The 20,666-nt window shown below is 49.8% G+C and carries 18 protein-coding genes; 13 read left to right on the forward strand and 5 right to left on the reverse strand.

The features are described from left to right. Window positions 1-18: 18 nt before the first annotated feature. Complete coding sequence (locus tag AK95_RS00945) at window positions 19-558, reverse strand: hypothetical protein (RefSeq protein ID WP_235612961.1); 540 nt, start codon at window positions 556-558, stop codon at window positions 19-21. A gap of 233 nt (window positions 559-791) precedes the next feature. Between AK95_RS00945 and AK95_RS00950 the strand changes: the two genes are divergently transcribed. Then, window positions 792-1,094 (forward strand): YunC family protein, encoded by a 303-nt coding sequence (locus AK95_RS00950; protein WP_071218023.1) that lies wholly within the window; start codon window positions 792-794, stop codon window positions 1,092-1,094. A 174-nt stretch (window positions 1,095-1,268) separates the two neighbouring features. On the opposite strand, the gene mtnA is transcribed toward AK95_RS00950, so the two are convergent. Together mtnA and mtnK are read right to left on the reverse strand one after the other, a co-directional pair. Beyond that, complete coding sequence (mtnA, locus tag AK95_RS00955; protein ID WP_071218024.1) at window positions 1,269-2,348, reverse strand: S-methyl-5-thioribose-1-phosphate isomerase; 1,080 nt, start codon at window positions 2,346-2,348, stop codon at window positions 1,269-1,271. Beyond that, window positions 2,345-3,568, reverse strand: coding sequence for an S-methyl-5-thioribose kinase (gene mtnK, locus AK95_RS00960; RefSeq protein WP_071218025.1), 1,224 nt, complete (start codon window positions 3,566-3,568; stop codon window positions 2,345-2,347). Before mtnK ends, mtnA begins: the two co-directional genes overlap by 4 nt. Before the next feature lie 308 nt (window positions 3,569-3,876). On the opposite strand from mtnK, the gene AK95_RS00965 reads away from it, so the two are divergent. The 6 genes from AK95_RS00965 (at window position 3,877) to sufB (ending at window position 9,965) form a co-directional block, all read left to right on the forward strand. Then, window positions 3,877-4,353 carry a Dps family protein gene (locus AK95_RS00965; RefSeq protein ID WP_071218026.1) on the forward strand — a complete coding sequence of 159 codons (477 nt, stop codon included), beginning with the start codon at window positions 3,877-3,879 and terminating at the stop codon, window positions 4,351-4,353. Window positions 4,354-4,798: 445 nt separating this feature from the next. Then, window positions 4,799-5,581: a Fe-S cluster assembly ATPase SufC gene (sufC, locus tag AK95_RS00970; RefSeq protein WP_071218027.1), complete on the forward strand. Its 783-nt coding sequence runs from the start codon at window positions 4,799-4,801 to the stop codon at window positions 5,579-5,581. Between the two features lie 22 nt (window positions 5,582-5,603). Then, complete coding sequence (gene sufD, locus AK95_RS00975; protein ID WP_071218028.1) at window positions 5,604-6,908, forward strand: Fe-S cluster assembly protein SufD; 1,305 nt, start codon at window positions 5,604-5,606, stop codon at window positions 6,906-6,908. Beyond that, window positions 6,905-8,125: a cysteine desulfurase gene (locus tag AK95_RS00980; RefSeq protein WP_071218029.1), complete on the forward strand. Its 1,221-nt coding sequence runs from the start codon at window positions 6,905-6,907 to the stop codon at window positions 8,123-8,125. Before sufD ends, AK95_RS00980 begins: the two co-directional genes overlap by 4 nt. Continuing rightward, a complete protein-coding gene (sufU, locus tag AK95_RS00985; protein ID WP_071218030.1) occupies window positions 8,115-8,534 on the forward strand; it encodes a Fe-S cluster assembly sulfur transfer protein SufU in 420 nt (139 codons plus the stop codon). Before AK95_RS00980 ends, sufU begins: the two co-directional genes overlap by 11 nt. A gap of 33 nt (window positions 8,535-8,567) precedes the next feature. Then, window positions 8,568-9,965: a Fe-S cluster assembly protein SufB gene (sufB, locus tag AK95_RS00990; protein WP_071218031.1), complete on the forward strand. Its 1,398-nt coding sequence runs from the start codon at window positions 8,568-8,570 to the stop codon at window positions 9,963-9,965. 272 nt (window positions 9,966-10,237) lie between these two features. On the opposite strand, the gene AK95_RS00995 is transcribed toward sufB, so the two are convergent. Both AK95_RS00995 and moaD read right to left on the reverse strand, forming a co-directional pair. Further along, a complete protein-coding gene (locus AK95_RS00995; protein WP_071218032.1) occupies window positions 10,238-11,284 on the reverse strand; it encodes an HD-GYP domain-containing protein in 1,047 nt (348 codons plus the stop codon). Between the two features lie 87 nt (window positions 11,285-11,371). Next, window positions 11,372-12,109, reverse strand: a complete 738-nt coding sequence (moaD, locus tag AK95_RS01000; protein ID WP_071218033.1) for a molybdopterin converting factor subunit 1 — start codon at window positions 12,107-12,109, stop codon at window positions 11,372-11,374. 113 nt (window positions 12,110-12,222) lie between these two features. Between moaD and AK95_RS01005 the strand changes: the two genes are divergently transcribed. The 6 genes from AK95_RS01005 (at window position 12,223) to AK95_RS01030 (ending at window position 20,656) form a co-directional block, all read left to right on the forward strand. Then, window positions 12,223-13,656 carry a bifunctional metallophosphatase/5'-nucleotidase gene (locus tag AK95_RS01005; RefSeq protein ID WP_071218034.1) on the forward strand — a complete coding sequence of 478 codons (1,434 nt, stop codon included), beginning with the start codon at window positions 12,223-12,225 and terminating at the stop codon, window positions 13,654-13,656. Window positions 13,657-13,725: 69 nt separating this feature from the next. Continuing rightward, entirely contained in the window at window positions 13,726-14,550 is an 825-nt protein-coding gene (locus tag AK95_RS01010; RefSeq protein WP_071218035.1) for an undecaprenyl-diphosphate phosphatase, read from the forward strand. 108 nt (window positions 14,551-14,658) lie between these two features. Further along, window positions 14,659-15,744: an HD-GYP domain-containing protein gene (locus tag AK95_RS01015; RefSeq protein WP_071218036.1), complete on the forward strand. Its 1,086-nt coding sequence runs from the start codon at window positions 14,659-14,661 to the stop codon at window positions 15,742-15,744. Window positions 15,745-15,773: 29 nt separating this feature from the next. Continuing rightward, window positions 15,774-18,035 (forward strand): MMPL family transporter, encoded by a 2,262-nt coding sequence (locus AK95_RS01020; protein WP_071218037.1) that lies wholly within the window; start codon window positions 15,774-15,776, stop codon window positions 18,033-18,035. Window positions 18,036-18,165: 130 nt separating this feature from the next. Further along, window positions 18,166-19,305: a radical SAM/CxCxxxxC motif protein YfkAB gene (gene yfkAB / locus AK95_RS01025; RefSeq protein WP_071218038.1), complete on the forward strand. Its 1,140-nt coding sequence runs from the start codon at window positions 18,166-18,168 to the stop codon at window positions 19,303-19,305. A 25-nt stretch (window positions 19,306-19,330) separates the two neighbouring features. Then, window positions 19,331-20,656, forward strand: a complete 1,326-nt coding sequence (locus tag AK95_RS01030) for a hemolysin family protein (RefSeq protein ID WP_071218039.1) — start codon at window positions 19,331-19,333, stop codon at window positions 20,654-20,656. Window positions 20,657-20,666: the final 10 nt, after the last annotated feature.

Below are 20,666 nucleotides of genomic sequence, written 5' to 3' on the forward strand. Positions count from 1 at the left end.
CGTGGACTTAATACCGACTCAGCTGACGCTGAACTCATCAATTTCATTGAGCTTGAAGGTATACACCTGTTTCTCATCGACATGATAGACGTTGACCAGGAAATTGCTTTCATCATAGTTGAGAATTCGGCAGGGAAGACTTGTCTGCTTACCGTGGCGGTTGGTTGTCAGGCGAACAAGGCGATTGTCCTTACTGTATACTTTTATCCATTCAAAGGGATCACTTCCGGTGAGTGGAGTTTGGACAGGAGGAGCGCTTGCAGCGATCTTTTTTTCCGGCGAGGAAGCCGCAGGTGGCGCAGGTTTCTCTATCTGAGAAGCGGCAGAAGCCATCTTCCCGGAGGCTTTGCTAATAACGGAATCTTTCTTGGCTTGAACCAAGGTGTTGATAATTTCTCCAAGTTCCATTCCGGACTTAACCCGGAAATCGACGACTTCAGCCTTGTCGTTCAGCATTTCCAGCAAATATTGCAAAGCCAGTGCGTTGGAGGAACTCTTGACCAGAATATCAACGTTGAATAAAAAGCCGTTATCGTCGGTGGCAGGAATTGTGTTCATAGCTTTTATTATTCACCAGCTTTCACATTGTTTCTACTGAATCAAATATACCATAATTTTCGAATATTCATAGTCCTAATGTCATGCATATTTCATCTTTATTCTATTGACTTACGAGTCATTCGCACCATTACGTGTGGGCTGGAATGCATAATATGAGAGACATTCGCACCATGTCGGTTCCAAAAGAATAAACATAATTCTAAGCCGACGTGAGGGGAGGTTTGTTGATATTGGTGACTTTACTGCCGATCGATATTGAAGGACATACCGTTATGGGCGTCGAAGTAAAGCTTCCGAAAACAACGCTGCTGGCCGTATACACTTCCCGCGGCTATATTATGTGCGGTGCACTCGATGTGGGCCTTCTTAACGAAAAGCTTGTTGACCGCAAGATTATCGCAGGAAGAGCCGTAGGGGTTCGCACATTGGAGCAGCTGCTGGAAGCGCCGCTGGAATCGGTAACCCTGGAGGCAGAGAAGTGGGGCATTCATCCTGGCTTGGCTGGCAAGGATGCGATCCTGCGCATGTTATGAGTCATGTATGCCTTCTGTTCCAAGAGTGATTCCCGTGCGGATCGCTCTTTTTTTAGAGATAACAAGGTTTAGACTTCAGATGCACTAAAACGCAAACCGTAAAAAACGGACAATTCGGCTGGAGGGCCGGTTGTCCGTTTTATGATGCCATAAAACATTTGGCGGATATAGCGGTTATTCGAACAAGCTTTTTAAGCTCTCATGATAAGGAGCTTGCACGACGCCTTTTTCCGTAATGATGGCTGTCACATATTCATTTGGCGTAATGTCGAAGGCAGGGTTGTACACTTTTACGCCTTGCGGCGCTGTGCGCTTGCCGAAACCTTCCGTGATCTCTTCGGCAGGACGTTCCTCAATCGGAATATCGGCGCCTGTCTTCGTATTCAGATCAATCGTGGACAGCGGGCAAGCCACGTAGAAAGGAATGCCGTGAGCTTTAGCAAGTACCGCTACTCCGTACGTTCCAATCTTGTTGGCGACATCGCCGTTTGCGGCAACGCGATCCGTTCCGACGATAACCGCTTGGATCCAGCCTTTGGACATGACCATGGCGGCCATGTTATCGGCCAGCAGTGTAACGTCAATCCCTGCCTGCTGGAGTTCAAAAGCAGTTAAACGCGCGCCTTGCAGGACAGGTCTTGTCTCATCCGCGAACACCTTGATGTTCAGGCCCTGCTCATGAGCCAGATACATCGGCGCCAGGGCGGTACCGTATTTGGCAGTTGCCAATCCGCCAGCGTTGCAGTGGGTGAGCACGCCCATGCCGTCCTGGAAGAACGGCAGCGCGTTTTCACCGATGCGGCGGCATACATCCTCATCCTCGGCACGAATGGCTTCCGCTTCGGCGAGCAGCGCCGCGTTCAGTCCGGCTGTATCGAGATCCGAAGCTGCCAGCTTCTCAGCCGCAAGCTTGATACGGTCCAGCGCCCAGAACAGATTGACGGCTGTCGGTCTGGACGTTGCGAGATAAGCGCAAGTTTTTGCGACTTGTTGCAGCCATCCCTTGTTATCGTTGGCTTCAACCTGCATGCCGCCAAGGACTGCGCCGAATGCTGCCGCGATGCCGATAGCCGGCGCGCCGCGGACTTTCATGGAGTGAATGCCTTCCCAGACTTCCTCCGGTGTGAAGAGCTGAAGATATACAATTTCTTCCGGGAGCAATCGCTGGTCCAACAGGACCAGATGGTCTCCCCCCCAATAAACGGAGCTTAGCGGTTCATAGGTGCTGGCATTGCCGGTAGTCATACCGCTCATATCGATACCTCATTTCCTTTAGTTGCTTGCGTAATCAAAGTTAAAATGTCTTCAAAGGACTTGATGCTGCGATGATGTCGCACGAGATTTTTGCCGATCGCCAGCGCTTTGCGCTGCGCAGCTTCCCTGGCTTGATCATCGGCTATGGTGTCAATGTCCGCAACATGGGACAATCCGACGATGCGCCGAATCATTTTGCAGCCCGCGAATCCTGCGGTATCCTTCAAAATCTGTGATACATAGTGGTCCTGATAACCTGGCGTGCGGGACATCTCGTCCAAGAGATCATCATTCCACAGCGCGCGGAAGTTGTTCTCGAAGTGGGTCCAGACTTCGCTTGCCATCTCGAGGAGTCTGGCTTCCCGGGCAGCCTGTGTATGCTCGTCCCGACTCCAGCCCGGCTGTGACGCATAGTTTAGCAGCAGGTTGCCGATGACCGCACCGATATCGAATCCCATCGGACCGAAATAAGCGAATTCCGGGTCGATTACCTTGGTGGATTCCGGCGTGACGAAGATGCTGCCTGTATGCAGATCCCCGTGCAGCAGAGCCTGTGCGTGAGTCAGAAACTTCTCCCGAAGCAGCGCGACCTCAAAGTGAAGCGGCAGGTCGGCGCGTAGGGCTTCCGCTTCATCAGCTATGCTCTGCGCATAATTGTTATTGGCGGATTCGCGGTATGGATCTTCGAAGATTAAGTCTTCGGTGATTTTGCATAAATCCGGATTGACAAAGCGGCCGGCAAGTTCCTTCTTCTTCTGTTGATTCATCCCGAGATCCGACGTGTAGAACAACGTTCTGGCCAGGAAGCGGCCGATATGCTCTGCGAACTTCGGATAGTCATTGCCCTCAATCAGGCCTTTGCGCATGATGGTATACTCGCTCAGGTCTTCCATTACGGTGTAGGCGAGCTCATCCGAATAACCGTATACTTCGGGCACAAGGTCGGGGCAAATGGAGTACTCCGTCTCCAGCGCCAGTCGTTCGATGCGGGCCCGGTCGAGAGACAGCGGCCAAGATTCGCCTACAACTTTTGCATAAGGAACAGCTTGCTTGATAATGATACTATCAGCCGTATTTTTGGCGGTGACATGAAACACCAGATTGAGATTGCCGTCGCCGATTTCGCGGCATTCGAGCTGGGCATGGTCCGGGAACCGGCCCGGTATACTTTTAGCTAATTGTATAGCTTCTTCCGCGTTCAGCGGATGATATGCAGACATGGATGGTCACCCCCAAATAGAATAGAAGAAAATCAAAGCCAACTTTTTTGCTTGGTATTACCTAGTATAACGTTTTTTCGCGAATTTTGTATAATTTTTTGGCAAGACGAAAGGTTTATGAACCTGATTCGCTCCGTAGTCCAAAGGGTAAACTACAAATAGACGCCCAAGCACAGGATGTACTCATATATTAATGAAGGAATAGCATTAGCAGATGGTACCAGTTACAATGGGTATACACCGCTCTGCACAATGTTCCTTTGACGCAGTACAGGGTGCATTTCATATAGAAAAGGAAGGGATTAACCATGGCAAAAACTACATCTGGCAAAGCTGCAGGAAAAACGAAAAACGCAAGTCTGGAGCAATTGTTGAATCAACAGGTTGCGAACTTCAACGTGCTCTATGTCAAACTCCACAACTATCACTGGTATGTATCCGGAGAGCAATTCTACTCCCTTCATGTTAAATTTGAAGAATTGTATGACGAAGTTACACTTAAGATGGACGAGGTGGCGGAGCGCCTGCTCTCGATTAAAGGGAAGCCGGCTGCTACGATGAAAGAATATTTGGAACTTGCGACAGTCCAGGAGGCTTCAGGCAACGAGGATACCCGTGGCATGGTACAAGCCTTGATTGAGGACTTTGCAACCGTATCCGAGGAGTTGGCGGAAGGCATCGAAATGGCCGAGGAAGCCGGCGATGCGCCAACAGCGGACATGTTCACCGGCTTTAAGGCTGATCTTGAGAAGCACATGTGGATGCTGCGTTCGTTCCTTGGGTAAAGCGTAATACAACAGAATGCTGCCTGTTCTTCCCTTGTATTTGCAAGAGCTGAGGGTGCCGGTTATGATGCCGTGTGCCTTATAGCTCAAGATGTTGACCTGAGCACCGTCTGTCAACGCGCGATAAACGCCGGTGCCGGATGCCGTAATAGAATCTCGGAAGCAACCGCATATATGGAGGGGAACAGGGTGAACCAAACAGGCTTGGCCGGTCTATCGGTCATGCCTGTTTTTTAATTGTTACGGTTGTCCGAATGTTGTCTGCAAAACGCTTGTCCGGTTGAAATACGTCATATTTTATTATAAAATGGCTTGAGAATCATTGATAATCAGTTTAGAATGATTATAAATAAATAATTATTTTTTGTTTTATGAAATCAGGGCGTCCAATCCTGTTATCATATAGGACAACAATACACTACCTATTCAACGGAGGGAATCTAATATGTCAACCAAGTTTGTCATTGAAGGATTGAAAGCAGCAATCGAAGGCAAGGAGATCCTTAAAGGTATCAACCTTGAGATGAAAGGCGGAGAAGTTCATGCCATCATGGGACCAAACGGTACAGGCAAAAGTACTTTGGCTTCCGCGTTGATGGGTCATCCTAAATATGAAGTTACCGAAGGTAAGGTATTCCTTAACGGCGAAGACGTGCTGGAGATGGAAGTTGACGAGCGCGCACGCGCAGGTCTGTTCCTGGCCATGCAATATCCGAGCGAAATCGCCGGCGTTACGAACTCCGACTTCCTGCGCAGTTCCATCAATGCGCGCCGCGGTGAAGGCAACGAGATTTCCCTGATCAAGTTCATTCGCCAAATGGAAGGTAAAATGAAAGAACTCGAGATGAATCCTGAGTTCGCTCACCGTTACCTGAACGAAGGTTTCTCCGGCGGTGAGAAGAAACGTAACGAAATCCTGCAAATGATGATGCTGGATCCGAAACTTGTCGTGCTTGACGAAATCGACTCCGGTCTGGATATCGATGCTTTGAGAATTGTAGCGAACGGTGTAAATGCCATGAAATCCGAAGAACGCGGTTTCTTGATTATTACCCACTATCAACGTTTGCTTAACTATATCACTCCAGATTATGTTCACGTGATGATGCAAGGACGCATCGTAAAATCCGGTGGTCCTGAATTGGCAGAGCGCCTGGAGGCAGAAGGTTATGACTGGATTAAGGAAGAGCTGGGCATTACTGATGAAACTGTAGGTCAAGACGCGTAAATAGACGGGAGGAGGAAACGATATGACTACACAAACCATTCTTCCGGTCAACGCTGAGGCTCTGAAGGCATTGTCCGAAAGTAAACAGGAACCGGCCTGGCTGACAGACAGCCGTCTGGCTTCCCTGGAACTGGCTGGCCAGTTGGAACTGCCCAAGCTGGAGAAACAACGCATCGAGCGCTGGAACATCCAAAGCTATGGTGAATATAAAGAGAGCAATAAACTTGCTTCCCTTGACGAATTGCCTGAACAGGTAGCCAAACTTGTTGAAGGTTCAAGAGAAGGCGGCCTGGTTATCCAACGTAATTCGGGAACCGTATATGTGAGTCTGGCTCCGGAACTGGCTGCCAAAGGCGTCATTTTCACCGATTTGGAAACAGCGGTTAAAGAACACGAGGATTTGGTTAAGCCTTATCTGCACCAAGCGCTTAAGAATGACGGGCATGCGATGGCTGCTCTGCATGCTGCGGTATGGAACGGCGGGGTATTCCTCTATGTTCCTAAAAATGTGGAGGTTGATGTTCCGCTTCAAGCCGTTATGCTGACAGACGATGCCGAAGCGACATTTGCACCGCATGTGCTGGTAGTAGCCGAAGCAAACAGTCAGATCACTTATGTAGACAACTACATTTCGGATTCCCTGGCTGCGCCGGTGACCCATAACGGAGCGGTGGAAGTCTTCGTTAAAAACGGAGCGAAGGTGCGTTATGCTTCCGTTCACCAGTTGGCTGTCGAAGCAACCGATGTTACATTCCGTCGTGCGGTGCTGGACAATGACGCTTCGATTGAGTGGATTGTTGGCGAGATGAACGATGGCGATACAGCTAGCGATACCATGAGTATTCTGAAGGGCAACGGTTCGACATCCGATGCGAAAGTCATCGCGGTCGGCTCCGGCTCCCAGAAGATCAACTACACCACGCAAGCGAAGCATTTCGGCAAGAGCTCGGCGTCCCAGATGATCACCCGTGCAGTCATGCGCGAAGAGGCACAAGCCATCATCAACGGCATTACCAAGATTGAGAAGGGTGCAACGAAGGCGGACGGACAACAGACCGAACGCGTGCTGATGCTTAGCCCGAAAGCCCGCGGCGACGCGAACCCGATTCTGTTGATTGATGAGGATGATGTAACAGCCGGCCACGCAGCATCCGTAGGACAAGTGAATCAGGAGCAAATTTACTACCTGATGTCCCGTGGTATCTCGCGTCCCGTGGCGGAATCCTTGATTATTTACGGCTTCTTGGCTCCGGTTGTCAGCGAAATTCCGCTTGAGGGACTTCGTGACCAACTGCAGGGGCTCGTTGAAAGGAAGCTGGGACAATGATCGCCTCTGTCCGTGAGCAATTTCCCATTCTTCATCAGGAGATCAACGGACATCCGCTGGTATATCTCGACAATGCCGCGACATCACAAAAGCCGCAGGTGGTCATAGATGCTATCAAGCGGTACTACGAGTGGGAGAACTCCAATGTGCACCGCGGGGTTCATACACTCGGCAGCCGTGCTACCGATGCTTATGAAGGAGCCAGGGAGAAGGTTGCCCGTTTCATTAATGCCGAGAGTTCGGAACAGATTATTTTCACCCGTGGTACGACGACGGCCCTAAATCTGGTAGCATCGTCCTACGCGCGCTCCGTTTGCGGTCCCGGGGATGAAATCGTCCTGACGGAAATGGAGCATCACAGTAATCTCATACCGTGGCAGCAGGCGGCTATTGCCGTTGGCGCTACGCTGAAATATATTCCTCTGCAGCCTGACGGCACGATCCGTGTCGAAGATGTCGAGGCACTCGTTACCGAACGGACCAAGGTTGTAGCCATCGCTTACGTATCCAACGTCATGGGCGTTGTGCATCCCGTGAAACAAATTGCGGAAATCGCACACCGCCACGGTGCCGTCATAGTAGTTGACGGTGCGCAAAGCACACCGCATATGAAGGTGGACGTCCAGGACCTGGATTGCGATTTTTACGCTTTGTCCGGCCATAAGATGTGTGCTCCAACAGGTATCGGCGCATTATACGGCAAGAAGGCGCTGCTGGAATCAATGGAGCCGATCGAATTCGGCGGAGAAATGATCAATGATGTTGGATTGTACGAATCAAACTGGAAGGAGCTCCCTTGGAAGTTCGAGGGGGGTACCCCTATCATTGCAGGAGCTGTCGGTTTGGGCGCTGCCATCGATTTCCTGGAGGAAATCGGAATGGACGCCATCGAACAGCATGAGACGCAGCTTGCGGCCTACGCCATGAACCGCATCTCCGAGATCGACGGGATTACCATTTACGGTCCTCGTGAACGTAAAGTGGGCCTTGTTACCTTTAATCTCGGCGACGTTCACCCGCATGACGTGGCAACGGTGCTGGATGCACAGGGGGTTGCGATTCGTGCAGGACATCATTGCTGTCAACCGCTTATGCGTTGGTTAAAAGTATCCTCTACGGCACGCGCGAGCTTTTATCTGTATAATACAGAAGAGGACGTTGATCGATTAGTTAGCGCCTTAATCCAGACAAAGGAGTATTTTGGCGATGCAACTTGACGATTTGTACAGACGTGTCATCATGGATCATTATAAGAACCCCCGCAATCGTGGTAAATTTGAAGAAGATGCGGTAACCATCGATTTGAACAATCCGACTTGCGGAGATCGCATTTCCTTGCAGCTTAAGGTAGAGAACGGCGTGGTAGCCGATGCCAAATATACGGGGGAAGGCTGCTCCATCAGCATGTCTTCCGCTTCGATGATGACGGACGCCGTAAAAGGCAGGACGCTGGATGAAGCGATCAGCCTGGCAGACCGCTTCTCCTCCCTTATGAAAGGCGAGGCCGTAGATTTTGAAGAGTACGAGGATATTGAAGCCCTATCCGGTGTCAACAAGTTTCCTGCACGCATTAAATGCGCAACACTTGCGTGGAACGCACTCCGAAAAGGAATAGACGCGAAGTAAGCGAATGAATAGATCGATAGGGAGGTAAGTTAAATGGCTAAAAAAGCACCAGAAATTGAAGAGTATAAATATGGTTTCCGTGACGAGCACAAAGCTATTTTTCAAACCGGCAAAGGTTTGACGCGTGAAGTTGTTATGGAAATTTCCAAAATCAAGAACGAGCCGGAATGGATGCTGGAATTCCGTTTGAAAGCACTGGAGCAGTTCGAGAAAATGCCAATGCCTCGCTGGGGCGGCGATCTCGATGAGTTGGACTTCAACGATATCCAGTACTATGTAAGACCTTCCGACAAGCAAGGCAAGACTTGGGAGGAAGTACCTACCGAGATCAAGGAAACCTTTGATAAATTGGGTATCCCGGAAGCAGAGCAGAAGTTCCTGGCGGGTGTATCCGCACAGTACGAATCCGAAGTTGTATACCATAACATGCAAAAGGATCTTGAGGATCAAGGCGTTATCTTTATGGATACCGATACGGCTCTTAGAGAGCATCCGGAGATCTTGAAAGAGTATTTTGCAACGGTTGTGCCTCCAACGGATAACAAATTCGCTGCGCTGAACAGTGCCGTGTGGTCTGGCGGAAGCTTCATCTATGTTCCAAAAGGCGTGAAATGTGAAATTCCGCTGCAAGCGTATTTCCGTATCAACTCCGAAAACATGGGTCAATTCGAACGTACGCTGATCATTGCGGACGAGGACAGCTTTGTGCACTACGTAGAAGGATGTACGGCTCCGATCTACAGCACGAACTCGCTTCATAGTGCGGTAGTAGAGATCATCTGTAAAAAGAATGCGCGCGTTCGCTATACAACCATTCAAAACTGGGCGCCAAACATCTACAACCTCGTGACCAAGCGTGCCGTTGCTGAAGAGAACGCCACGATGGAATGGGTGGACGGCAACATCGGTTCCAAGCTTACAATGAAGTATCCTGCCGTTATCCTGAAGGGTCGCGGTGCAAAAGGGATGGTATTGTCCATCGCTGTAGCAGGCAAAGGCCAGCATCAGGATGCAGGAGCCAAAATGATTCACTTGGCGCCGGACACGACTTCTACGATCGTATCCAAGTCCATTAGTAAGCATGGCGGTAAAGTAACATACCGTGGACTGGCTTCCTTCGGCCGGAATGCAGAAGGCGCGAAAGCCAACATCCAGTGCGATACACTCATCCTCGATAATGAATCGACGTCTGATACGATTCCTTACAATGAGATCAAGAATGACAACATTACGCTGGAGCATGAAGCGACCGTATCCAAGGTGTCCGAGGAACAATTGTTCTATCTCATGAGTCGTGGCCTTAGCGAGTCTGAAGCTACGCAAATGATCGTTATGGGCTTCATCGAGCCATTCACCAAAGAACTCCCAATGGAATATGCCGTTGAGATGAATCGACTCATCAAATTCGAGATGGAAGGTTCCATCGGCTAAATATTTCTTATGTACAAGGGGGCAAATCACTCGGGCACGAGTGGTTTGCCTCTTTTTTTTAATGCTGGGGATGTCTGGATTGTTTATATTATGTTGATTCAATGTGACTTATATAGTTGCGTGAGCCCGTCTTGAGAGGATCCGCCTTTTATTTTGCCAGAAATCAAGAGTGAGGGGATGTGAGAAATGTCACAAAAGCGCGCGAAAAACCGCCAACATACAGTCTGACGGTTATATGGGCTATTTATAAGGGGCCTTAGCCGAAACCCCGGTTACAGAAGAATCTCCTGGATCTCGGTATTATACTCCTTGGAGAGGTCGATGAATCGATCCTCGGTCTTCACAAGCGGACGGAAGTAATCCGAAGGATTGTTCATGACGATGATGCCGGATTCGCCAGTCGTCAGTAGAACCTTCTTACCGATAAAGTTCGGCAGCATCTGCTGGATGAAGGCATGCGTCGGCTTGCCGTTCAGCTTCCCGAAGCTAAGACTATACAGCTCCCGAAGTACGGTTAACAGCTGCTGCTTGGATTGATAGACCCGGTTCGTTGTCATCGCGCTATATACATCGGCTACAGCGCAAATGTGAGAGTATGGATGAATCTGGTCTGCACGGAGCGCTCGTGGATAACCGGAAGCGTCGTCCCGTTCATGATGCTGGAGCGCGACCATAGCGGTGACCTTATCATCCATGGATTCAGAGATCATCTCGTAACCATAAATGGTGTGCAGCTTTACTTCTTCATATTCTTGAGAAGTCAGTTTCCCTGGCTTGTCCAATATATCTCTAGGAATCTTGCTTTTGCCGATATCATGGAGATAGCCGGCTTTGCCGATTTCATAAGCTTCCTTGTCGGAGTAACCCATCCAATCCGCGATGTAGTAAGATAACATTCCAACTTGAATGGAGTGCCTGTAGGTATAATCGTCTTTACCATTAAACAGCAATAGCAGGGAGACAACATCCGTATGCTCGTTCAGTGAGTCGACTAAGGGCATGAAAACATCGTCCACAACGGACTCATTGAATTTACCGGATTGTGACGCTTCCGTAAATAAGGTAGAGCACCCGTCAAATGCAAGATTGAAATGAGGTTTAACTTTGTTGTATGAATCTGAAATTTCAGACGAAGAATCGAGGGATACAGACAGTGCGCGTGGCTTTATTTCTATGTAATCGATACCGTGCTGCAGTAGCTTGGATATATCCTCTAAACGAAGGGTAACTCCTTTTTGTAGAACATGAACGCCGTTTGTGTTGTAAGCATCATGCTGCATTTGATCACCGGGTATCAGGTCCGTGACATGTACTCTCAAATCATTGCACCTCTTGCCCTTATATAAGTAAAAAGATCAAAACTATCTTAGCAAGAAAATTATGGTTTTACAATGTGTAATCATGACTTATTGCCTAACGGTTGGGTCCCATGGTCCGGTCTGCGGGCCTCTCCACTCTGAACCATTGTCCCAGATCTCCTTTTTCCAGATTGGAACGGATCGTTTCAGTTGTTCGATGGCATAACGGCTGGCCTCATAACATGCATTCCGATGCGGGGAGGATACAGCGATCACAACACTGGTTTCTCCAATTCCGACGGTACCGATACGGTGGGAAATCGCACATTGCGTACCGGGCCATTGTCGAAAGATGTCCGCGCATATTTGCTGCATTTCTTTAAGCGCCATCGGGATGTATGCTTCATACTCCAGCGTAACCGTTCGCATCTGGCCGGTCATCTCTCGCGTTGTACCTACAAAGGATAGCGTTGCTCCATGATTATCGTCATGAACTTTGGCAATGGTTGCCTCTACGGACAGGGGGTCGTAGGATATCGTGCATTTCCCATCTGCCGAGGACCTGGATCCGGAGTCCTGCGGGGTTGTACCGTCACCACCGGACACAGGCGGAATTAGAGCTACCTCGTCGCCGCTCTGAATAAGCTGTTCCGAGGGCGCATACTCTTGATTGACCGCGACGAAAGCCGTGGAAATCTGAGATTGGGCATCAGGATAAGCCTTACTAAGCAGCAGCTTTAATTCCCCGGCAGTAAGGGGCAAGCCAGGCACGCTGAATGTAAGCGTAGCTGTGCCGATTCGATCAGCTAATCCTGCAAATAGTAATATAGAAATGGTTGTTGACATTCTTCATCACCTCGTAATTCTTATGGGCTACAATATACCATATTCTTCGCTAAAATGTTATGCTTGTAAGACCGGAAATTATCGAATAACGAACTTGGGGAGGGGGCCGCCAAATGGGGTTAGGAAGCAACAAACAGAAGCTGACGATATTGTATACCAACGATATACATAGCCATTTTGAGATGATGAGCAGTGTGGCGGCACTTATTTCCCGGGAAAAGGCGGCTGCCGGTGATGGGGCAATCGTACTGGATATCGGTGATCATATGGACCGGGCATCGGTGGAAACCGAAGGCACCATGGGCCAAGCCAATGTGGATGTCATTAATTTGACAGGATACGACGCCGTTACGATTGGCAATAACGAAGGGCTCACCATTTCATATGATGTTCTGGAGAGTGTATACGCCGGACTGCAGTGTCCCGTTGTGTGCTGCAACATTAGTGAGACTAAGAGTGGTAATCCTCCTCGATGGATGAAGCCGCATGTGATCCTGGAACGAGAAGGCATTCGAATCGGGCTCACCGGCGCAACGGCTGCTTTTGCAGGTTTTTATCAATTGTTAGGCTGGGAAGCCGGAGATCCGGTGCAGGCTATTGCTGAGCAAGTGCGAGCGCTTCAGGGCCAGTGTGATATCATAATCGTTTTATCCCATTTAGGACTAACGATTGATAAAAGATTAGCAGAAAGTGTTGAGGGGATTGATGTTATTCTTGGCGGTCATACCCATCATATACTCGAGGAGCCCCTGATGATTGGAAAGACAGCCGTGTGCGGTGCAGGCAAGTTCGGACAATACGTAGGTCGCCTCGTCATGCAGCGCAGTCATGCTGAAGATCGCTTTACCTGTATAGAGGGAAGTTTGCTCCCCGTGGATAAAAACTTGATGGAACCCATCGTAGAGCAGGCGATCATGAGGCACCATGAGCTGGCAAGGGAGAAATTAACGGAGGCCGTTGCCGTTAATGATCGTAGTCTGCCCATTCACTATGAGGAGGAGTCGCCGTTTGCAAACCTGCTGGCTCAGGCGGTGCTGCAGCACACGGATGCGGATTTTGCCATCGTGAACTCGGGGCAGCTGCTCGGGCCGCTGCCGGAGGGCGAGATCAGCACAGGTATGCTGCACGGTCTGTGCCCGTCACCGATTAACCCCTGCATCGTGAAGCTGCGCGGAGAACATATCTATCAGGCACTTGAGGAGAGTTTGCTTCAGGAGTTCAGCGGAAAGAAGATAATGGGCTTTGGTTTCCGCGGTTATATATTAGGCGGCCTGGCAGTCGATGGGTTGAAAATTCACTATGACAAGAACGGAGAGCCTTACCGAAAGATCACGCACATCTCCATGAAGGGGCAACCGCTAGAGCCGCAGCGGGAATATAAGGTGGGGACACTCGACATGTTCACTTTTAAAATCGGATACGAGTCGTTGTCACTTGGTAAGGATACGGTATATATGCTGCCGGAGTTTATTAGAGACCTGCTGCGAAGTGAGCTATCGAGGCCCGGTTCGCTTGAAGAGTCCATGATTCCACGCTGGATATCCTGACAATCCCGACTAACTTCCTTTGGCCGAGCATACATATGAGGAGGACAAAGGTAAGGGAGGGGAAGGACCATGGATTTTATCACATCCATTATACTGGGGATCGTGGAAGGACTAACCGAATTCATTCCGGTGTCTTCCACAGGTCATATGATCTTGACGGCCAAGGTGCTCGGTTACGACGATCAAACTCCGATCATGAAGACGTTTGAGGTTGTCATTCAGCTTGGCGCCATTATGGCGATCGCGATCGTTTACTGGAATCGAATTTTGAACCTGCTCGGCTGGAGCCGAAGTGAACCGCTGACCAAGAAAGAGCCTCGAAAAAGATTGAATCTGATTCATATATTTTTGGGAATTGCTCCGGCCCTGCTGGTTGCATTTTTCGCGAGGGATTTTATCAAGAGCCTGTTCCATGCGCAGACGGTGCTGTTTGCACTTGTTGCCGGCGGTATTTTTATGATTTTTGCAGAATGGTACAATAAGCATAAAGTTCAAGTGACATCGCATGATTTGGATGATTTGACATACAAGCAGGCCCTTCAGATTGGCGTCTACCAGATCATATCCGTATTATGGCCGGGCTTTTCCCGCTCGGGCTCCACCATCTCCGGAGGAATGCTTAGCGGGGTGAGCTATAAGGCATCGGCCGATTTCTCGTTCATTATTGCAATTCCCATTATGTGTGCTGCATCCGGATATGAATTGCTGGATTCTTACCGATATTTTACTTTAGATACGATCGGCGTATTTCTTGCCGGATTTATCGTTTCGTTTGTTGTTGCCTATTTTGTCGTCTTGGCCTTCATGAAGCTCATACAGAAGATAAGGCTTACTCATTTTGCGATCTACCGTTTTGTTCTCGCTGCCGTTTTTTGGCTGTTTATCATGCATTAAGCAGGAGTAGACACAAGGAGGAGATCCGGCTTCTTCGTATCGTGATCCACTGAAGACTGGACGCTATATCCCACACAAGTTTGAGAATAGCAGAGGAAGTGACGGATTTTGCGTCTTATACCTATCAACGCGTTGAGGCCGGGAATGGTTCTTGGTAAGAGAATATATAATAGTGACGGTTTAATTCTGCTTGCCGAAGGCGTGGAGCTGACGACAGGACTGATTCGCCGTCTGGGCACGTTGGAAATCGGGTATGTCTATATCGAGGAGCCGATGACAGAGGATATCCTGGTTCCGGAGTTGTTGACCGAGGAGACACGGCTGCAGGCGATCCAGTCGATACGGACGAGCTTTAAGACCCTGGAGAGCCAGGCTGCTCTGAAGGGAAGCTTCCTTCATTTAGGCAAAACGTTCTCCGGGATGATGGAGTCTATTATGGATGAAATATCGGATCATGACGAGGGCATGGTGCTCCTGACGGATATGAATACGAACGATTACAACCTGTATCGTCATTCGCTTAACGTCTGTCTATATTCAACGGTTCTTGGGGTGTCTTACGGCTATAATCGGGAGGATCTGAAGGTGCTGGGCTTGGGGGCATTGCTTCACGATATCGGCAAGACGAGGATATCGCAGAAGCTGTTGAATCATCCAGGACGGCTGAGCGAAGAAGAATTTCGCGAGGTCCAGAAGCATACCGAGATCGGGTTCAAAATATTGAAAGACGAACCGAACATTCCGTTGTTATCGGCGCATTGCGCCCTGTCGCATCATGAACGCCTGGATGGCAGCGGTTATCCCCGAGCCTTGAAGGGACCTGAGATTCATGAATACGCTAAATGGATTGCGATTACGGATTCTTACGATGCGATGACAACGCAGCGGGTGTACAAGCCTGCCTTATTGCCGCATGAAGCGGTAGAGGTGATGTATGCAGGCTCGGGAACACTATATGAACAGTCATTCCTGGCCATGTTTCGGGATCGGGTAGCGATATATCCTCCTGGGATCACCGTGAAATTACATACGGGTGAGAGTGGGGTGGTATCCAAAATTCACGCACATGTGCCGCATCGACCTGTTGTCCGCGTATTAACCGATGCCGAAGGCACCCCGCTATCTGCACCTTATGAATTGGATTTGGCTGAAACACTGGCCATTATGATCGCTGGTATCGGGCGAGCACCATAGATCAAACTTACACTTAAGGAGGTAGACTCGTGAGACGTAACAGCCATACAACATTGCTGCATACATGGGGGCGACAGATATACCGCTACCGTAAAGCCATTGTTGTAACCTGGCTTCTTTTGTTTTGCGGGCTGCTTCCATTTGCATTCAAGCTGCCGTCCATTCTGCAGCACAACGGGTTTACGCCGAAGGATAGTCCGGCCCAGATCGGGATTGAGAAGCTGGAAGAGGGATTAGGATTGTCGGCAGCTTCGCTGGATATTGTCGTAGTGAGCCAGCACGATGAGAATTTGACGGCAGGCACGGCACAGCGGCGAATATTGACGGAGCTTGAGCCTTTGCGAGCCCGTCCCTATGTCAGGGATATTTATATGAATATGGCAGCTCATAAGGCAGGCCAGGATCATATCGTATCCGTGACGGTGCTGCTGGATCTGGATTCCACGGCAGCCTTGAAGCAGTTTGAAGAGATTCGAGACTCGGTTCCGGGCATCACGGGAGCGGATACTTACATAACAGGGAATACCGCCATCTTCGCCGATATGAACCAAGCCGTCAAAAGCGATATAATCCATGCCGAGATGATAGGCATTCCCGCAGCTCTGCTCATTCTGGCGGTCGTATTCGGAACGTTGACTGCCGCGATCCTGCCATTGTTAGCCGGTGTTGCCAGTGTGGTGGTCACGATGGGAATCCTGTATTTCGTCGCTTTGGCCGACGGCTCGATCAGCAATTTCCTACCGAATGTCGTAACGATGCTGGGCCTGGCCGTGGGCATCGATTATGCGTTGCTGGTCGTAAGCCGATTCAAAGAAGAGATGCGGACACGGAGCGGAGATGTGGGCACTGCCCTGGCTGTCACTTGCGCAACCGCCGGCAAAGCGGTGATGTTCTCCGGGGCAGCCGTGTTGATCGGTTTTGTGGCGATGAGTTTCATAGATCTGCCGATCTTCCGTTCCTTCAGCATAGGCGGCATTACCGTGGTGCTGTTATCAGTGTTGGCCGGTAATACGCTTCTTCCCGCATTATTGGGAATATTGGGTCCGCGTATAGAAACGCTTCCTCTATTCCCTGCCGCTTACCGGACGCTTCGGGCACGGCAGACCTCCGGTTTGTGGAGAAGGCTCTCCAAATTTGTCATGGCGCATCCTGTGACCATCTCTATCGCAGCGATCGGTTTACTATTGGTGGCGATTTATCCGGTTCGGGACATGAATATCGCCATCCCCGCAGCCGAAGTGCTTCCCCCCGCCTATGAATCCCGATATGGACACGACCTGCTCACACAGGCTTATGATAAGCGTGAATTGAATTCGATTGTTGTAGCAGTCGAGCTTCCGGCCTCTTATGAGGATTCGCGCAGCATCGAGCTAATGAAGGCATATACGGATGAAATCAGGATGATGCCGGGTGTGAAGCAGGTAGAGAGTTATCTGAGCATCGGCAGAGGTTCGGTGGAGGAAGCCTCGAAATATTTGTCCCGCGAAGATATCCGCCATCAGCTGGAGCAGCATCGTTTTGTTAGGGGAAATTTCGCAGCCGTCGCCGTGATCCCGGAGTATGGCGAATCCCATGCATTGACTATGGCTCTCGTCCGAGCGTTACGGACGATGGATACGAATGAGCTGACGACCTATGTCACCGGAAGCCCCGCATATAAACTGGACATCATGGAAGCCATCCATCAGAATATCTCCTACGTTCTGGTCTTTGTATTTGTAGTTACCTATGTCATTCTCCTATTGGCGTTTCGATCGGTCGTGCTCCCTTTAAAAGCAAGCATAATGAATATGCTCAGCCTCGGAGCCGGACTCGGTATCGTGGTATGGGTGTTTCAAGAGGGGATTGGCGCGCAGTGGCTGGGTGTATCCTCCACGGGATCCATCTTTGCGCTTTTGCCGATCCTGATATTCTGCGTGGTGTTCGGCATATCGATGGACTATGAAGTCATGATGCTCTCGCGAATCATGGAGAATTACGAACGGACGGGAGATAACGAGTTCAGCACAGCCGAAGGCTTGGAGAGTACGGGCGGGCTGATTACAAGCGCAGCCCTGATTCTGGCTGTCGTCGTAGGTGCCTTTGTATTTACGGATAATGAAGTGATGAAAGCGATCGGTTTAGGCCTGACTGCAGCCATTCTGCTGGATGCCACCGTGATTCGGGTGCTGCTTGTGCCTGCGTTTATGAAGATGATGGGCAGAGCGAATTGGTGGAGTCCAAGATGGATGTTTCCGGCCCATAAGCTTACTTCCAAGGAAGGCCCAGACCAACATGGGGACAGTGGATGATTTCCCAGCCGAAGGCCTTCTGTTCGGGTATGTTATAATCATATAATGGACATTATCAAAACCGTAGAGTACATATAGCGTAAGTTGTACTGAATGAATCGGTAATTCAAAGAAATAAGGTGAGTGAACCATGAGTAATACAGCACAGCCATTTCCATCAGCCGTAAGGCCCATTTCGCCGAGTTATGATCCGTGGGATCCGATAACTTCACTGCGCGAGCATGGTCGTCATGTGCTGACCAGTGTGGAAATGACAGTGACGCATCTTTGTAATATGCGCTGTGAACATTGCGCTGTCGGTGATATGCTTGTCATGAAGGAAGCGCCGATGCTGCCCCTCGATACGATGCTGAAGCGATTGGACGAGGTAGAGCATCTGCAGACGATCAGTCTGACGGGCGGTGAACCGGCATTTCTTGGTAAGACGGTGGATAACGTGATTGTTCCCTTGCTGAAGTATGCCAAGGAAAGGGGCATCCGGACCCAGATTAACTCCAATTTGACGCTCGATATAAGTCGGTATGAGAAAATGCTGCCTTATCTGGACGTTATGCATATCTCATTCAATTATTTGAACGGGGACGACTTCTATGAAGTCGGGTTTGCGAATAGTGCACGTCCCGTCTCCAAGGAAACGGCATACAAAATGTACGATACAATGCTGGTCAATTCGGAGAAACTAAGTGCGGCAGGGATGTACATATCCGCTGAATCGATGATTAACTACCGGACGCATACGAAACTCAGCGGCATCCACAAGCTGATCAAGGATATGGGCTGCAAGCGGCACGAGGTTCACCCGATGTATGCCTCAAACTTTGCTTCCGCTCTGCCCGTATTGTCCTTGGACGACACGAAAGCAGCCATCCACCATTTGCTGGATGTCCGGGATCGGGACATGTGGATGCTGTTCGGAACACTGCCCTTCTATGCCTGCAGCTCCGATGATGATGACCAGGAGATCATTCGCCGCCTGCGGCAAGAACCGAACGTAACGGTCCGGAATGATCCGGATGGCCGTAACCGGGTGAATGTGAATTTATTCTCGGGCGACGTGTATGTAACGGATTTTGCTGATATCCCGGCTTTTGGTAATATTAAGGAACAGAAGCTTGACGATATTTTTAACGAATGGACAACAGGACACCCGTTGAACCAGACGGTTAACTGTCACTGCGATGCAGTGAGCTGCTGTGGGCCGAACCTGTTGGTGGCCGACATGTACTACCGGGGTGTGGATTTCAAGTCAAGGCAAGCAAAGACAAACTAGAACCCTAGAAAGAAGGCGTGTCATCATGGCGGAGGAATTTGAGGTCGGGAAACTGATTTTGAATTTGCTCTTGGTTTTCCTGCTCGTTTTGTTGAACGGCGTGTTTGTAGCGGCAGAATTTTCACTGGTAAAAATGCGTCAATCCCGGTTGACCCAGCTCGTTAGCGAAGGGAACCGGCTGGCAGGCATTGCCCTGAAAGTAAACCAGAAGCTGGATGCCTATTTGTCCGCAACCCAGCTTGGGATCACATTAACTTCCCTGGGTCTTGGCTGGATTGGGGAGCCTGCCATTTCAGATTTGCTGGTGGCCCCTATTATGCATAGCATTGGATTTACGGATGAGCGATTGATAGGCACAATATCGGTGGCGGTGGGCTTCTGTATTATCACTTTCCTGCATATTGTGTTAGGGGAGCTTGCACCGAAATCGTTGGCTATTCAGCGGACGGAGGGCACGGCTTTGATTCTGTCGGCGCCGCTGCTTTGGTTTTACCGCATTTTTCTGCCGGTGATCTGGGTCCTGAATGCTTCCGCTAATCGCATTCTGAAGATGGTTGGCATCGAGCCGGCAAGCGAGGCCGAAGCGGCCCACTCCGAGGAAGAGATTCGGATTCTGATGAACGAGAGCGCAAAGAGCGGTGTCATTGACGAGAACGAGATGAAATTAATGGACAACCTGTTCGATTTTTCTGACTTGAGAGCCAGAGAAATTATGCTGCCAAGGACGGACATGGACGTTCTTTTCACCAATTATACCTTGGAAGAGAATCTTCGGATCGTCAATGAGACGAAGCACTCCCGTTACCCGGTCGCAACGGACAACAAAGACCGCATCATCGGATTTGTCCACATTACCGATCTCTTGCTGGCGGAGCCTGAGAAGCAGCGTGATCTGGCTTCCTTGATGAGACCGATTATGGACGTATCGGAATCAACGGAAATCAGCGAGGTGCTGCGGAAGATGCAGGCAAGACATGAGCAGCTTGCGCTCGTGGTGGACGAATATGGGGGGACGGCAGGCATTCTCACAGCCGAGAAGATTTTGGAGGAGATTGTTGGGGACCTGTACGATGAATTTGAAGATGAGCGGCCTGAAATTGAAGTGTATGATGAGTACTTTTCAGTGGACGGGCGGATGCTCATTGAAGAAGTGAATGATTTGACCGGTTTAATGATTGAAGAGCATAACGTGGATTCCATCGGCGGTTGGTTGTTCAAAGAGCTTGAAGGGAACCCGGTGGTCGGGAAGAAAACCACCTTTGACGGGGTGGTCTTTGAGGTAGAGGAGTCTACACGGTTGCGTGTAACTCGCGTCATGATTCATCAGAAGCTCGAGAGCAGCTTCATTTAGAACTAGCAAG

Origin of the sequence: Paenibacillus sp. LC231 (assembly GCF_001860525.1) — a bacterium.
Taxonomy (GTDB): domain Bacteria; phylum Bacillota; class Bacilli; order Paenibacillales; family Paenibacillaceae; genus Paenibacillus_AQ.

Coding starts and splice junctions, on each gene's coding strand:
- moaD (WP_071218033.1), bottom strand. CDS start 12,109: ATGTCAACAACCATTTCTATATTACTATTTGCAGGATTAGCTGATCGA.
- mtnK (WP_071218025.1), bottom strand. CDS start 3,568: ATGTCTGCATATCATCCGCTGAACGCGGAAGAAGCTATACAATTAGCT.
- AK95_RS01030 (WP_071218039.1), top strand. CDS start 19,331: ATGGCGGAGGAATTTGAGGTCGGGAAACTGATTTTGAATTTGCTCTTG.
- sufC (WP_071218027.1), top strand. CDS start 4,799: ATGTCAACCAAGTTTGTCATTGAAGGATTGAAAGCAGCAATCGAAGGC.
- AK95_RS01010 (WP_071218035.1), top strand. CDS start 13,726: ATGGATTTTATCACATCCATTATACTGGGGATCGTGGAAGGACTAACC.
- mtnA (WP_071218024.1), bottom strand. CDS start 2,348: ATGAGCGGTATGACTACCGGCAATGCCAGCACCTATGAACCGCTAAGC.
- AK95_RS00965 (WP_071218026.1), top strand. CDS start 3,877: ATGGCAAAAACTACATCTGGCAAAGCTGCAGGAAAAACGAAAAACGCA.
- sufD (WP_071218028.1), top strand. CDS start 5,604: ATGACTACACAAACCATTCTTCCGGTCAACGCTGAGGCTCTGAAGGCA.
- AK95_RS01005 (WP_071218034.1), top strand. CDS start 12,223: ATGGGGTTAGGAAGCAACAAACAGAAGCTGACGATATTGTATACCAAC.
- sufU (WP_071218030.1), top strand. CDS start 8,115: ATGCAACTTGACGATTTGTACAGACGTGTCATCATGGATCATTATAAG.
- yfkAB (WP_071218038.1), top strand. CDS start 18,166: ATGAGTAATACAGCACAGCCATTTCCATCAGCCGTAAGGCCCATTTCG.
- AK95_RS00980 (WP_071218029.1), top strand. CDS start 6,905: ATGATCGCCTCTGTCCGTGAGCAATTTCCCATTCTTCATCAGGAGATC.
- AK95_RS00945 (WP_235612961.1), bottom strand. CDS start 558: ATGAACACAATTCCTGCCACCGACGATAACGGCTTTTTATTCAACGTT.
- sufB (WP_071218031.1), top strand. CDS start 8,568: ATGGCTAAAAAAGCACCAGAAATTGAAGAGTATAAATATGGTTTCCGT.